The sequence below is a fragment of the Stutzerimonas stutzeri genome (assembly GCF_024448695.1).
Lineage (GTDB): Bacteria > Pseudomonadota > Gammaproteobacteria > Pseudomonadales > Pseudomonadaceae > Stutzerimonas > Stutzerimonas stutzeri_T.
Window position 1 is genome coordinate 205864 of sequence record NZ_JAMOHY010000002.1, and the last position, 14382, is coordinate 220245.

The window sequence follows — 14382 nt, forward strand, 5'->3', positions numbered from 1 at the left end:
GGCCAATGGGCTAGAATCATCGATAATTCGCATCAGATCACAGGCTGCCGGAACACATCCCCGGCCAGCCAGAACCCTCTCAACCGCAAGGTGAAACTATACATGGACCAAACGCCGAGCTTTAACCGCGCCCTGGTCGAGAAATATGACCGCCCGGGCCCCCGTTATACCTCCTACCCCACGGCGCCGCAGTTCCATCAGGCCTTCGCCATTGATGACTATCGCCGCGCAGCTCAGGAGACCAACGAGGCCGCTGAGCCCAAACCCTTGTCGGTGTATATCCATATCCCCTTCTGCAAAAGCCTCTGCTACTACTGCGCCTGCAACAAGATCATTACCCACAAGACCGAACGCGCCGTCGAATATCTCGAGTATCTCAAGCGCGAAATCCAGATGCAGGCCGCGCTGTTCGACCGCTCGCGCAAACTGACCCAGCTGCATCTGGGCGGCGGCACCCCGACCTATTTCACCAGTGAACAGCTGGCAGACCTGATGGCGACGCTGCATCAGGCATTCAACATGGATGACAGCGACAGCCACGAATTCTCGCTTGAAGTCGACCCGCGCACCGTGACGCCCGAACAGATTCATGGTTTGCGCAAACTTGGCTTCAATCGACTGAGCTTCGGCGTGCAGGACTTCGACGAGCAAGTGCAGATCGCGGTCAACCGCATCCAGACCGAAGAACAGACCCGCGAACTGGTGCAGGCGGCGCGTGATGCCAAGTTCAAATCCATCAGTGTCGATCTGATCTACGGCCTGCCGCTGCAAACCGTCGATAGCTTCGACGCCACGCTGGACAAGATCATCGACATCCGCCCCGACCGCATCGCGGCCTACAGCTACGCACACCTGCCGGATCTGGTGCGCGCGCAGAAGCTGATCCGTCCCGAGGATATGCCGCCCCCCGAACGCAAGCTGGAACTGCTGGAACTGACCATCAAGCGCCTCACCGATGCCGGCTACGTCTATATCGGCATGGATCACTTCTCCCTTCCCGAGGACGAGCTGACCCTGGCCCGCGCCAACGGCACCCTGCAGCGCAACTTTCAGGGCTATTCGACCCATGCCGATTGCGATCTGATCGGCCTTGGCATTTCCTCGATCGGCAAGGTAGGCAACAGCTACAGCCAGAACGTGAAGGAGTTGTCGCAGTATTACGCGCGCCTGAACGAAGGCATGCTGCCGGTACAGCGCGGTTACAAGCTCAGCGAGGACGACCGTCTGCGCCGCGACGTGATCATCTCGCTGATGTGCCATGGCCGTATCGATTTCGCCGAAATGGAGCAGCGTTACGGCATCGCCTTCAAGGACTACTTCGCCGAGTCGCTGGCACAGCTGGGCGAGCACGTCACCGATGGCCTGGTGGAGATCCGCAACGATGCTCTGGTACTGATGCCCCAGGGACACCTGATGATGCGCAACGTGGCCATGGCCTTCGATGCCTATCTGGGCGGCGAACAGCGCGGTCGGTTCTCGCGCACCGTCTGAGAGCTGGCGCGAAAGCACAGACGCAGACAGACGAACGGGGCAGGATTTCGTATCCTGCCCCGTTTTCTCGTCTGGAACGACTCCATGCCTGCAAACCACCTGCCTGTCACGTCGGCACCTTTTGCACGTCACATCGCCGTGCTGATACTGCTTTGCATAGGGTGTGCATTCGCCGGTAACCATATCGCGGCCCGCGTCGCCTTCGACGACGGAGCAGGTGTACTGCTGGCTATTCTGATGCGATCCGGTGGAGCCCTTCTGGCGCTGTCGGCATTGGTTCTCTGGCAGCGCCAGCGTCTGAGGCTGCCTGCCGGAAGCCGCCGCTGGCAGCTCCTGCTCGGCCTGCTCATCGCGATCCAGAGCCTGTGCCTGTATTCCGCGGTAGCGCGCATTCCGGTAGCACTGGCGCTGCTGGTCGCCAATGTCTTCCCCATCATCCTGGCTCTACTCACCTGGGCTCTGGGTGGCCCCAGGCCAACTGCACGCAGCGCGGCACTGATGGGCGTGATTCTGTTTGGCCTGCTGCTGGTGCTCGATATTCCCGGCCAGATGCGCGGCAAGGATGTGGAAGCACAGTGGCTGACTGGCGTGGCACTCGCGTTCGGCGCTGCCTGCGCATTCGCCAGCGCGCTCTGGATTACCGATCAAAAGCTGTCACAGATCCGCGGCTCGGTACGCAGCCTGCTGACCATGCTGGTGGTGTTCTGCAGCGCAGCACTCGCCGGAGCCAGCGATGCGCTACCCGGCGCGCTGAACATGCCAGCCACAACCAATGGCTGGTTCGCCCTGCTTGTTCTGATGACGCTCTACGGCACCGGCTTCATCACCCTGTTTGTCTCCATCCCGCGACTGGACATGCCACGCAATGCGCCGGTCATGAATATCGAGCCACTGGCGACGCTGGTGATGGGCTGGCTGGTACTGGGGCAGATGCTGTCTACGGTGCAGATTCTCGGCGGCGCCGTCGTGGTTGCGGGAATTGTCCTGCTTACCTATCGACGAGCCTGAAGGGAAAAACCTGAAATGATGACAATGGTGCCCGAAGCCGGACTCGAACCGGCATGACCTTGCGGTCGAGAGATTTTAAGTCTCCTGCGTCTACCGATTTCGCCATTCGGGCGGTAGTGCATTCAAGAGGTCGGACTATATACAGCCCGGGCCACCCTCGCAAGCCAACCTGTAAATAGAAAAGCCCCGTAAATCAAAGATTTACGGGGCTTTCAATATGGAGGCCGATGTCGGAATCGAACCGGCGTACACGGATTTGCAATCCGCTGCATAACCACTCTGCCAACCGGCCTCAAAACGAAAGCGCCGCAGGTTGATGCGGCGCCATCTTTACAAACTGGAGCGGGAAACGAGACTCGAACTCGCGACCCCGACCTTGGCAAGGTCGTGCTCTACCAACTGAGCTATTCCCGCGCTACTTTTACAGAAAATGGCGTCCCCTAGGGGACTCGAACCCCTGTTACCGCCGTGAAAGGGCGGTGTCCTAGGCCACTAGACGAAGGGGACGCTGCCCGGAAACAACAACTTTCTTCCGGCTTGCAGCTTTTCACGCTGTGCTTCACGCTGCAAGTGGCGCGCATTCTAGGGATGAGTCGCAAGGTCGTCAAGCGTCAGCTAAAACTTTTTCAATCAATGGCTTCACCCCCCTGCATCGCGCTATCAGGTTGCCATCCAACGCACTACACTCAGGAAAAACCACCACCCAAAGAGGTGCGCCTAGTGTCTCCTGTTCTGATTGCAGGATTGGTCCTTGCCGGCCTGTTCATACTGATTCTGATTGGTTTCATCAACCAGGTCGTAGAGAAGAACAATCTGGAGAAGGCACGCGCGCGGGCCGAGCTCAACAATCGCATGCGACGTTGTGCCGATCTTTCCGAGTCTTTCCCTGGCCAGATGATGACACCCGCACTCAAGCTGATGCTGACTCGACTTGAGCTTCATGTGGGCGAGCGCTTGCTGGCGCTGGAAAAGAAAAACCAGAACCTTGCCGCTCGCCTCGAATCATTGCGCGCCATGGTCGCTTTGGGCGATTCGATCCCCGTATCGAACATGCCTGTGAAGATTCTTGCCGAAGCCCAGGCCAAGGCTGTTCGCCTCCTGCTCGAAGACCTGCACGCACAAGCAATCTGGGCCAACAAGAAAGGCCAGCTGGATACTGCTTCGGCCAAGCACTGGGTAGGCGAAATCCAGCGCATGATGGTGATATTACATATCGAGTACTTCAACAACCTCGGCAGACAGGCCCTGCAGCAGGGCAATGCGCACAAGGCACGTCTGGCTTTCGAGCGGGGCATCCAACATGTGCGCAAGCAGCCCGACAAGGCCAGCTTTCAGTCACAGCTCAAACAGCTTGAAGCCCATTACGCCCACGCCAGCCAGCTCGAACAAACGCAGCAGAAGCCCCTCCTTGAAGAAACCAGCGAGCTGGCCGAAGGTCTGAAGGATCTTGAAAGCGAAGACGACTGGAAGAAGAACAACATCTACTGAGAGGGTGTTTACAAAGGTAGCGAGCGAAGATCAGACAAGGCGAGATCAGCCGAGAAAGCGGAATGTACGGCTGTACATGAGCATTTGATTCGCTACGTTCACCCCTTCGGGGCCGCGCTGAAGCGCGTTCAGCCTCTGGCTGTGAGGCTGATCTCAACGCAGCATGGTCGAGCGCAGTAGCTTGTAAACACCCCCCCTGAGCCACTCCCGGAGAACCGCATGTCCCTAACCCTGTTTGGCGCTCAGCTGTCACCCTTCGTGCGCAAGGTACGCCTGTGCCTGCTGGAAAAATCGCTGGATTACCGACTTGAAGTGGTCATGCCGTTCACGCCACCGGAGTGGTATCTGCAATTGAACCCCCTCGGACGCATTCCGGCACTCAAGGATGATGAGCTTTGCCTGGCCGATTCCAGCGTGATCTGTCAGTACCTGGAAGAAGCCTACGAAAGCACTACTCGTCTGTACGGCGCTGATGCGACACAGCGCGCCCAGATACGCTGGCTGGAAAAATATGCCGACTATGAACTGGCGCCGCTGACGACCTTCGTCATCTTTCGCAATCGCATCCTCAAACCCAGCATGGGTCACTCCTGCAATGAAGACGGCGTGCAGGCGGCGCTGAACGAAAAGCTGCCGCCGCACTTCGACTACCTTGAGCGGCAGCTGGGACAGAACGACTATTTCGTCGGCTCGCAGTTGTCACTGGCCGACATTGCCATCGTTTGTCAGCTGATCAACATGGAACACGGTGGAGAGCAGGTCGATTCAAGCCGCTGGCCAGCCCTGGCAGCGCATTTCAACCGAATGAAGACACTCACCTCGGTTACCAGCCTGCTGCCGGAAGAGCAGCGCATGAATGCCAAACTCGGCGAGATGGGCAAAAGGATGCAGCAGCCTGGCTGAATCAGCGCATTGGGGTTACTGCAACAGACGAATGCCTACCCACTGTCGCGCAAACTGATAGGCACAGCGTCCGTTGCGGTTGCCCCGTGCGGTAGCCCAGCGGATTGCATCCTTCTCCAGCGTTTCGTCCCATTCCCAACCAAGCCCTGCCTGCCCGGCCAGCGAGCCGACCCAGTGGCGCACCACGTTCAGGTAATGCTCCTGGCTGAAGGGATAGAACGACAGCCAGAGACCGAAGCGGTCGGACAGGGCGATCTTGTCTTCCACTGCCTCGTTTGGATGCAGCTCGCCATCGATCATTTGCCAGTTTTCGTTATCGCTCTGACGCTCCGGCACCAGATGCCGGCGATTGGAAGTTGCATACAACAATACATTTTCGGGCGCACGCTCCAGGGAGCCATCCAGCACGCTTTTCAGCACCCGGTAATCGCCTTCACCTGCCTCGAAAGACAGGTCGTCACAGAACACCACGAAGTAATGCGGCAGCCCGGCGAGCGCATCGACCACCTTCGGCAAATCGGCCAGATGGTCACGCTCGATCTCGATCAGACGCAAACCCGCCGACGCATGCTCGGCCAGCAAGGCGCGAATCAGAGAGGACTTACCGGTGCCACGCGCGCCCCAAAGCAGCACGTGATTGGCCGGCAGCCCGGCAACAAACTGCCTGGTATTGCTCGACAGGCGCTCACGCTGCCGGTCGATGCCGATCAGGTCCTCCAGGCGCAGGTCCAGCGTCACCTCAAGCGCCTGCAGATAACCTCCCTGCCCTTCCCGGTGCCAGCGCGCAGCCAGGCTTTGCGTCCAGTCCAGCGCGAGGCGCGGAGCTGGCAGCAAGGGCTCCAGCCTGGCCATCAGCGTTTCGGCACGCTGCAAGAAGGCTTTCAGCTCGACTTCCATTCATTTACCCCAAGACTTTCAATGACAAAACAAGCGAACTCCAGAGCATGCCTAGACAGCAGCATTGGCAGCCGAAGCGACAGACCTACAAATGGGCCTCAATGGATTGCGCCAAGGCTTCCGGTGCTGTTCGCGAAGCGAAGCGCTCGACGGAGCGCCCCTCATCGGCAATCAGAAACTTGGTGAAATTCCACTTGATCGCCTTGCTGCCCAGCAGTCCCGGCGCGCGCTTCTTCAGTTGCACGAACAAGGGATGGGCATCACCGCCATTCACCTGGATCTTGGCGAACAGCGGAAAACTGACGCCATAGTTGCGCTCGCAGAAGGTGGCAATCTGCTGCTCATCACCCGGCTCCTGCCCGCCAAACTGATCACAGGGAAACCCCAGTACGACCAGCCCTTGCGCCCCGTAGCGCTTCCACAGCGCTTCCAGCCCCTTGTATTGATGTGTGAATCCGCATTGACTGGCCGTATTGACCACCAGCAGCACCCTGGCATCGAATTCGGCCAGTGTTTTCTCCTGACCATCAATTGTCTGGCAGGGAATATCAAAAAGCGGATCGCGCATCTGTAGAACCCCGTTAAGTGCGTGCTGGCCGCTCAGACATCGCGCGGCTTGTGAGTGAGGGAAGCCGAGTTGATGCAGTAGCGCAGACCGGTCGGTGCCGGACCATCGGGAAAAACATGCCCCAGATGGGCGTCACAGCGGGAACATTTGACCTCGATGCGATGCATGCCATGACTGAAGTCATCGACGCTGGCGATGGCGCGCTCGCTGACCGGCTGGAAATAGCTCGGCCAGCCGCAGCCGGAACTGAATTTGGCGTCCGAGTCGAACAGCGGCTCATCACAACAGACGCAGTGGTAAATGCCTGGCGTCCTGGTGTCATTGTATTGGCCTGTGAATGGCCGTTCTGTCGCACCCAGCCGGCAGACTTGAAACTGCTCATCCGAAAGCTCGGCACGCCAGGTTTCGAGGGGTTTCTCAAGCTTTTCCATCGGTACACCTCTTGAACTCAAAAAAGGCGGATCTGTACCTTTTCCGGTGATCGGGCCGCACGTATCATGCATCGTTCTCAGACGCCTAGTCTGGCAGTGGAGTTTCAGACTGCCAAGGCGCCAGGTTCACGTCTAACGTTGCCAGCCTTCTGGCATGGCACGTCCTTACTTCGGGACATTCAGGATCATGCAGGTCAGCAAATCGAACAAGCTCGCCAATGTCTGCTACGACATTCGCGGGCCAGTGCTCAAGCACGCCAAACGCCTGGAAGAGGAAGGCCATCGCATCCTCAAGCTGAATATCGGCAACCCGGCGCCGTTCGGTTTCGAAGCCCCGGAGGAAATTCTTCAGGACGTAATCCGCAACCTGCCGACCGCCCAAGGCTACAGCGACTCCAAGGGCCTGTTCAGCGCACGCAAGGCCATCATGCAGTACTACCAGCAGAAGCAGGTAGAAGGCGTGACCATCGAAGACATCTATCTTGGCAACGGAGTATCCGAGCTGATCGTGATGTCCATGCAGGCGCTGCTCAACAATGGCGACGAGGTGCTGATTCCTGCCCCGGATTATCCGCTATGGACTGCCGCCGTCAGCCTGGCCGGCGGCAAGCCGGTGCACTACCTGTGCGACGAGCAGGCCAACTGGTGGCCCGACCTGGACGACATCAAGGCCAAGATCACACCCAACACCAAGGCCCTGGTGCTGATCAACCCGAACAACCCCACCGGCGCGGTCTACTCGAAAGAAGTGCTGGAAGGTATGGTCGAGCTGGCACGCCAGCATAATCTGGTGCTGTTCTCAGATGAGATCTACGACAAGATCCTCTACGACGGTGCCGTGCATATCTGTACCGCCTCCCTGGCGCCGGACGTGCTTTGCCTGACCTTCAATGGTCTGTCCAAGTCCTACCGGGTTGCCGGCTTCCGCTCCGGCTGGGTCGTCATCACCGGGCCGAAGCACAAGGCCAAAAGCTATATCGAAGGCATTGATATCCTGGCCAACATGCGCCTGTGCGCCAACGTGCCGGCGCAGCATGCGATCCAGACGGCTCTGGGAGGCTACCAGAGCATCAACGACTTGGTGCTACCGCCAGGACGCCTGCTCGAGCAGCGCAACCGCACCTGGGAACTGCTCAACGACATCCCTGGCGTCAGCTGCGTGAAGCCAATGGGTGCGCTGTATGCCTTCCCGCGCATCGACCCGAAGGTCTGCCCGATCCACAACGACGAAAAGTTCGTACTCGACCTGCTGCTCTCCGAAAAGCTGCTGATTGTCCAGGGCACTGCCTTCAACTGGCCCTGGCCTGACCACTTCCGGGTTGTCACATTGCCCCGAGTGGATGATCTGGAGCAGGCCATCGGTCGCATCGGCAACTTCCTTGGCTCTTACAGTCAGTAACTGGCAGGAATCCGCGGGGCAATGACACAGGCGACATAGCTTGAAATAGTCGCCTGGTTGAATCGCGCCGACCCGCACCTTATATAGCCTAACGTTCTCACTGTTTCCTTGGAGTTTGCCGCAACATGATGCGCATTTTCTTGTTCCTGGCCACCAACCTTGCCGTACTGGTCGTCGCAGGCATCACCCTGAAGCTGCTCGGGGTTGACCGCTTCACCGGCCAGAACCACGGTAGCCTGCTGGTCTTCTGCGCCGTGTTCGGCTTCGCTGGATCGCTGGTATCGCTGTTCATCTCCAAATGGATGGCGAAGATGAGTACCCGCACAGAGATCATCAGCCAGCCGCGCACGCGCCATGAGCAGTGGCTGCTGCAGACTGTCGAGCAGCTTTCTCGCGATGCCGGCATCAAGATGCCGGAAGTCGGTATCTTCCCCGCCTACGAAGCCAACGCCTTCGCCACCGGCTGGAACAAGAACGATGCCCTGGTCGCCGTTAGCCAGGGCTTGCTCGAGCGCTTCTCTCCGGATGAAGTTAAGGCCGTACTGGCCCATGAAATCGGCCACGTAGCCAACGGTGACATGGTCACACTGGCGCTGATTCAGGGCGTGGTGAACACTTTCGTGATGTTCTTCGCGCGTATCTTCGGCAACTTCGTCGACAAGGCAATCCTGAAGAATGAGGATGGCCACGGCATCGGCTACTTCGTCGCCACCATCTTCGCCGAGCTGGTACTGGGCATTCTCGCCAGCATTGTCGTCATGTGGTTCTCGCGCAAACGCGAATTCCGCGCAGACGAAGCCGGCGCCCAACTGGCCGGTACCGGCGCAATGATTGCCGCATTACAGCGCCTGCGCGCCGAACAGGGCGTACCGGTTGACATGCCCGACACCCTCAAGGCATTCAGCATCAACGGCTCGCTGCGCAATGGCCTGGCCGGGCTGCTGATGACCCACCCGCCACTGGAAGCCCGTATCGAAGCCCTGCGCCAACGCGGTTGATCGACGACATGAAAAAGCCCAGCCTGATCAGGCTGGGCTTTTTCATGGCTTACACAAACGGGTGAACGAGGTACTAGCGCCGTATCAGCCGATAGCAGTTCTGATCCATTCGCCTCAGACCGCGCTGCAGGAATTTATCATCAAGGGCGCTCGCCCGCTCCAACAGCGAAATATCCCAGCCATCACCCAGAGACGCCTGAATCTCCGCATCGCTTACCGCAAAAGGCGGGCCTTCCATCTGCGCCTGCTCGTAGTCCAGCACCACCAGCAAGCCGGTGCAGCCCGAGGCGAGGATACTCGACAGATGTTCGGTATAACGCTGCCGCATCGACGCCGGCAAGGCTATCAGCGCTGCCCGGTCATATAGCCCCTCGCATCCGGCAACATCCTCGGCTGTCAGCGCAAAGAAATCGCCGCAGTGAACCTCCAGCACGCCGGAACGATAGACCTTGAACCCACTCCGCCGCTCGACCTGGACAGGCAAATTCTGCTCGACGAAGAAGCCCTCGACAGCCTTCTCACTCAACTCGACGCCCAGCACCTCGAAACCCTGCTCAACCAGCCAGACCAGGTCCAGACTTTTGCCGCAGAGTGGCACCAGCACCTTCGTTCCGACCGCCAGCTGCAACCCGGGCCAGTAACGACGCAGCAAGGGGTTAACCTCGCGCAGATGAAAGCCTATTTCGTTTTGCGCCCAACGGCGGTGCCAAAACGCTTCGTCCATAATCAGATCCTTGCAGCCCATACTCGCCGGAGATTATCAGAGTCGCCTGCGGCGCCGCTCACTCGCCGGACAGCATGGCCTCGATATCCATGCCAGCATCACGCATCTGCGCCAGCTTGTAGCGCAGGGTGCGCGCACTGATGCCCAAGCGATCAGCCGTCTCCTTGCGGCGCCCACGCTCGCTGCGCAGGGTTTCGAGAATCAGCTCGAACTCCCGTCGACGAAGGTCGTCACCAAGGCCACCACTGCCATCCGAATGAACCGGCGCAATGAACTCCTGCTCCACCGGGAACGCAGGTACGGCGCCACTACCTGTCGACGAAGCAAAGCCTACCGCTGCGCTCAGGCACAGATCCTCTGGGCGAATCAACCCGCCTTGTTGCAGAATCAGAGCTCGTTGAATAGCGTTGTCCAACTCGCGAACATTGCCGGGCCAGGCGTGCCTGAGCAGGTATTGACGCGCCTCACTCGTCAGCCTCGCGACAGGCTGGCGCATCTTGGTTGCGTGGCTTGCCAATAACTGTTCGGCCAGCGGTACGATGTCCGCCGGGCGATCACGCAGGGGCGCCCAGGCGAGCGGAAACACCGAGACGCGATAGAACAGGTCTTCACGAAAGCGCCCGCTGCGCACTTCCTCGGCCAGGTCACGGTTGGTGGTGGCAATGATGCGGATATCCAGCGCCACCGGCTTGCGCGCACCGACACGTTCAACCTCGCGCTCCTGCAACACACGCAGCAGCTTGGCCTGCAGCGCCAGCGGCATTTCGGAAATTTCATCGAGCAGCAGGGTGCCACCTTCTGCCAGCTCGAACTTGCCCGGCTGACTGGCGATCGCGCCGGTAAACGCCCCTTTCTCATGGCCGAACAATGTGGCCTCGAGCATATTGTCCGGGATCGCCGCACAGTTGATCGCCACGAAGGGCTTGCTGGCGCGGCGTGATTGCAGATGGATGTAGCGCGCCAGCACTTCCTTGCCGGTGCCCGACTCACCGGATATCAGCACCGTGGAGTCACTTTGTGCCACGCGAGCAGCCAGTGCCAGCAACTGAAGGCTGGTGGCCTCTTCGGCGACAGGCCCTTTCGCGTCCGGGCTACCGGGTTGGCCACAGGCATGCCGCGCGATCAGTTCAAGCAATACTTTCGGCTCGAAGGGTTTGACCAGATAGTCCACCGCGCCCTGACGCATCGCCTCGACAGCCCGCTCGACCGCGCCGTAGGCCGTCATCAGCAAGACCGGCAGCTGCGGGTAGCGCTGGCGTATAAAGACCTGCAGCGCATGACCATCCATGCCCGGCATGTTCACATCACTGATAACCAGCCCAAAGACATTCATTTGCAGCGCCAGTACCGCAGACTCCGCGCTGTCGACCGCCTCATAGTCAAAGCCTGCGAGCTCCAGCGTGTCGCTCAGAGCTTCACGCAAGGCGCGGTCATCCTCAACCAGCAAAAGTCTCACAGTCATCGGACCTGCTCCGTCAGCAACGGCAAACGCAGGGTGGCGCAGGTGCCCCGGCCTGGCCGTGAGCGCAGTGTCAGCGTGCCCGAGTGAGCGCGGGCGATGGATTTGACCACAGCCACTCCCAAACCGGTGCCAGTCGCTCTGGTCGTGAAAAAAGGCTCGCCGAGTCGCGCCAGGGTCACCGCATCGATGCCGACACCCTGGTCGCTGATGCTGATATGCATGACCGAATCCCGTGCATATAGATGTATTTTCAGACGCGCATGATCAGCGCTGGCCTGCAGTGCATTTTCGATCAGATTGAGCAGCGCCCCGACCAGCGTGTCGCGATTGCACAGCAACACACCCTCACGCACATCGCATTGCCAGCGAACCTCGGCGCCCTGCAAGCGAACCTCGGATGCAGCGCGCAAGGCCGCCAGCAATTGCGCTGGAGTCAGACGGTTCTCAAGGGGCAGATCACCGCGAGCGAACACCAGCATGTCGCGAACCTGATGTTCCAGCTCATTCAAGCGATCCTTCAGACGGCCAGCAAAACGCTGCTGCTGCTCATTGCTTAGGCCACCCTGCTCCAGATGGCTGGCATACAGCAGGGCTGAAGACAGGGGCGTGCGGATCTGATGCGCCAACGAGGCCACCATGCGTCCCAGTGATGACAGGCGCTCATGACGTGCCAATTGCTCCTGCAAACGTCGTGTTTCAGTCAGATCCGTCAACAAGACCAACTGCCCCGGTTCGCCATTCAATGAGCGGGTGGCAATCGACACACGGCGACCATCCTTCAGGGAAACCTCATGCCCATCGTCCTTGCGCGGCGCAAAGCTGCGTGCAATCACCTCGCGCCACAACTGCCCTTCGAGAGGCTCACTGAGCAAGTCAAGGGCCACCGGATTGGCTTCGCGAACGACCCCTTGACCATCAATCACAATGACACCGCCGGGCAGCAGATCCAGCAGGCTTTGCAGACGATTGGCCAGACGCTCCTTTTCGTCGAACTCCCGCAGGTGCTGAGCGCTGGCTTCGGCAAGCTGTCCTTTGAGTTCGGACATGTGGGCCTGCAACAACTCTTGCGAGCCTTTCAGGCGTCCCGAAAGATGAGAAAAATTTTCGAGCGATTGCTCAAGCTCGGCGCTGACACAAGCTTCGGTAGAACGCGGAATGACAGCGGAGGGAGAAAACACTGAAGTCACTGGCACCATGTCCGTCAAAAGATGGTCGGTCAGTGTCAGGGAGCAAGGATCATGCCTGGCAATTGATTAATGACGGTGAGATAACCGCGCCACCTTTGAGCTGCGCGGCAAATACCTTACTCCTCGGCTTCCTCGTCACGGCGATTCATGCCGTACTTGCGCATCTTCTCTACAAGAGTCGTCCGGCGAATGCGCAGGCGTTCCGCAGCTCGCGCCACAACGCCGCCAGCGTCATCCAGCGCCTGCTGGATAAGACCCTGCTCGAGGTTGGCCAGATAATCCTTCAGATCAAGCCCTTCCGTAGGCAGCATAGCTTGCGCATCGCTGATCACGACGGGCGCATTGATCGCCGCACGCTCTTCCATTTCTGTATGCAGACTGGCGGCATACTGCTCGTCGTCATCGTCGACATGGCGAAATTTCTTCGGCAGTTCCATCACGCCGATCACCCCGTAAGGATGCATGATGGCCATGCGCTCGACGAGATTGGCCAACTCCCGCACATTACCTGGCCAGTCGTGCCGACACAGGGACATGATGGCTGCAGAGTTGAAACGAATCGAGCCGCGCTTTTCGTGCTCCATGCGCGAAATAAGCTCATTCATCAGCAGCGGTATATCTTCTATGCGCTCGCGCAGTGGCGCCATTTCGATGGGAAATACATTGAGCCGGTAGTAAAGATCCTCGCGGAAAGTGCCTTCCACGATCATCTTTTCCAGGTCTTTGTGGGTTGCCGCAATAATTCGCACATCGGCGTTCTGCGTACGATTGCTGCCTATCCGCTCGAAGGTACGCTCCTGCAATACGCGCAACAGCTTGACCTGCATTGGCAAGGGCATGTCGCCGATTTCATCGAGAAAGAGCGTACCGCCCTCAGCCAGCTCGAAACGACCGGCACGGGAGGTGATAGCCCCGGTAAAGGCACCTTTCTCGTGACCGAACAGCTCGCTTTCCAGCAGCTCAGCCGGGATCGCGCCACAGTTGACCGGAACGAAGGGGCCGTTGCGGCGCTTGGAATGGTAATGAAGGTTTCTGGCGACCACTTCCTTGCCGGTACCGGATTCGCCAAGGATCAGTACGCTCGCCTCGGTATCGGCGACCTGCTGCATCATCTGCCGGACATGCTGCACGGCACGGCTGGTGCCTACCAAGCTGCGAAACAGGTTGGTCTCGCGCTGACGTCCACGCGCCCGGGCCTGGTCATATACTTCGCGATAAACCTGCGCACGGTGCAAGGAGTCGAGCAACTTGTTATAGCTGGGAGGCATCTCGAGGCTGGCCAGCACTTGTCGACGAACATCTTCCGGCCAGTCAGTCGGAACAGGCTCGCCAATCAATAGCAGCGGCAGATTCTCATCCCACTTGCCGAGCTGCTTGAGCAGCTCGGCCACACCACCTTTTGTCGAAACAGCACCGAGCATGACCCCAAGTACGGCTCGGCTCGACTCAAGCGAACCCACCACTTCCCGCCAGTCATCACTGGTACAAGCCAGATGATCTTCGCCTAGAAAATTGAGGATAACCGCCAAATCACGCCGACGATCCTTGTCGTCGTCTATCAACAAAATCTTGGTTTCACGCCACATCTTGTTTATAGGCTCTAGAGGCTGGGAAGAAATACTGAATGCGCATCGAGAGAAACGAAGCGTCACCGGCAGATAGCCACTAGGTTAATTAAAAAAATCGCGCGGAGTCAAATTTATGACGTGATTTAGCGACTAAAGAACAACCTTCTTTTGTTTGGTTACTTGCCGGCCACCCCGCAACAGGCAGGGAGGCGGCACAAGGAAACTAAACAGTTTTAAATAAAGGATGCAGGACGTTAA

General features: G+C 58.8%; 13 protein-coding genes and 4 tRNA genes. 6 read left to right on the forward strand and 11 right to left on the reverse strand.

The window, feature by feature from the left end; translation table 11 throughout:
• The first annotated feature begins 102 nt into the window (after positions 1 to 102).
• Both hemN and NAV32_RS03110 read left to right on the forward strand, forming a co-directional pair.
• A complete protein-coding gene (gene hemN / locus NAV32_RS03105) occupies positions 103 to 1491 on the forward strand; it encodes an oxygen-independent coproporphyrinogen III oxidase (RefSeq protein ID WP_256051331.1) in 1389 nt (462 codons plus the stop codon).
• 84 nt (positions 1492 to 1575) lie between these two features.
• On the forward strand, positions 1576 to 2499 hold the full coding sequence (locus tag NAV32_RS03110; protein WP_256051332.1) for an EamA family transporter: 924 nt from the start codon (positions 1576 to 1578) through the stop codon (positions 2497 to 2499).
• Between the two features lie 25 nt (positions 2500 to 2524).
• On the opposite strand, the gene NAV32_RS03115 is transcribed toward NAV32_RS03110, so the two are convergent.
• The 4 genes from NAV32_RS03115 to NAV32_RS03130 all read right to left on the reverse strand — a co-directional run bounded on the left by NAV32_RS03115 (position 2525) and on the right by NAV32_RS03130 (position 3006).
• Positions 2525 to 2611: transfer RNA gene (locus NAV32_RS03115), tRNA-Leu, on the reverse strand.
• A 106-nt stretch (positions 2612 to 2717) separates the two neighbouring features.
• Positions 2718 to 2791 (reverse strand) — tRNA-Cys (locus NAV32_RS03120).
• 46 nt (positions 2792 to 2837) lie between these two features.
• A tRNA-Gly gene (locus NAV32_RS03125) sits at positions 2838 to 2913 on the reverse strand.
• Positions 2914 to 2930: 17 nt separating this feature from the next.
• Positions 2931 to 3006, reverse strand: a tRNA-Glu gene (locus tag NAV32_RS03130).
• A gap of 213 nt (positions 3007 to 3219) precedes the next feature.
• Between NAV32_RS03130 and NAV32_RS03135 the strand changes: the two genes are divergently transcribed.
• Positions 3220 to 3987, forward strand: a complete 768-nt coding sequence (locus NAV32_RS03135; RefSeq protein WP_256051333.1) for a hypothetical protein — start codon at positions 3220 to 3222, stop codon at positions 3985 to 3987.
• A gap of 219 nt (positions 3988 to 4206) precedes the next feature.
• Positions 4207 to 4890 (forward strand): glutathione S-transferase family protein, encoded by a 684-nt coding sequence (locus tag NAV32_RS03140; protein ID WP_256051334.1) that lies wholly within the window; start codon positions 4207 to 4209, stop codon positions 4888 to 4890.
• Between the two features lie 15 nt (positions 4891 to 4905).
• Here NAV32_RS03140 and NAV32_RS03145 read toward each other — a convergent pair whose 3' ends face one another.
• The 3 genes from NAV32_RS03145 to msrB all read right to left on the reverse strand — a co-directional run bounded on the left by NAV32_RS03145 (position 4906) and on the right by msrB (position 6786).
• On the reverse strand, positions 4906 to 5787 hold the full coding sequence (locus NAV32_RS03145) for an ATP-binding protein (protein WP_256051335.1): 882 nt from the start codon (positions 5785 to 5787) through the stop codon (positions 4906 to 4908).
• 85 nt (positions 5788 to 5872) lie between these two features.
• Positions 5873 to 6355: a glutathione peroxidase gene (locus NAV32_RS03150; protein ID WP_256051336.1), complete on the reverse strand. Its 483-nt coding sequence runs from the start codon at positions 6353 to 6355 to the stop codon at positions 5873 to 5875.
• Between the two features lie 32 nt (positions 6356 to 6387).
• A complete protein-coding gene (msrB, locus tag NAV32_RS03155; protein WP_256051337.1) occupies positions 6388 to 6786 on the reverse strand; it encodes a peptide-methionine (R)-S-oxide reductase MsrB in 399 nt (132 codons plus the stop codon).
• 187 nt (positions 6787 to 6973) lie between these two features.
• Between msrB and NAV32_RS03160 the strand changes: the two genes are divergently transcribed.
• Both NAV32_RS03160 and htpX read left to right on the forward strand, forming a co-directional pair.
• Positions 6974 to 8185, forward strand: a complete 1212-nt coding sequence (locus NAV32_RS03160) for a pyridoxal phosphate-dependent aminotransferase (RefSeq protein ID WP_256051338.1) — start codon at positions 6974 to 6976, stop codon at positions 8183 to 8185.
• Positions 8186 to 8310: 125 nt separating this feature from the next.
• Complete coding sequence (gene htpX / locus NAV32_RS03165) at positions 8311 to 9183, forward strand: protease HtpX (protein ID WP_256051339.1); 873 nt, start codon at positions 8311 to 8313, stop codon at positions 9181 to 9183.
• A gap of 73 nt (positions 9184 to 9256) precedes the next feature.
• Here htpX and NAV32_RS03170 read toward each other — a convergent pair whose 3' ends face one another.
• From NAV32_RS03170 to NAV32_RS03185, 4 genes are all read right to left on the reverse strand, one after another.
• Entirely contained in the window at positions 9257 to 9907 is a 651-nt protein-coding gene (locus tag NAV32_RS03170; protein ID WP_256051340.1) for a thiopurine S-methyltransferase, read from the reverse strand.
• Between the two features lie 58 nt (positions 9908 to 9965).
• Positions 9966 to 11369: a sigma-54-dependent transcriptional regulator gene (locus NAV32_RS03175; RefSeq protein ID WP_256051341.1), complete on the reverse strand. Its 1404-nt coding sequence runs from the start codon at positions 11367 to 11369 to the stop codon at positions 9966 to 9968.
• On the reverse strand, positions 11366 to 12565 hold the full coding sequence (locus tag NAV32_RS03180; RefSeq protein ID WP_256051342.1) for a sensor histidine kinase: 1200 nt from the start codon (positions 12563 to 12565) through the stop codon (positions 11366 to 11368). Before NAV32_RS03180 ends, NAV32_RS03175 begins: the two co-directional genes overlap by 4 nt.
• Before the next feature lie 107 nt (positions 12566 to 12672).
• The gene (locus NAV32_RS03185; protein ID WP_256051343.1) at positions 12673 to 14142 is read right to left on the reverse strand and encodes a sigma-54 dependent transcriptional regulator; all 1470 of its coding nucleotides are present in this window, start codon (positions 14140 to 14142) and stop codon (positions 12673 to 12675) included.
• Positions 14143 to 14382: the final 240 nt, after the last annotated feature.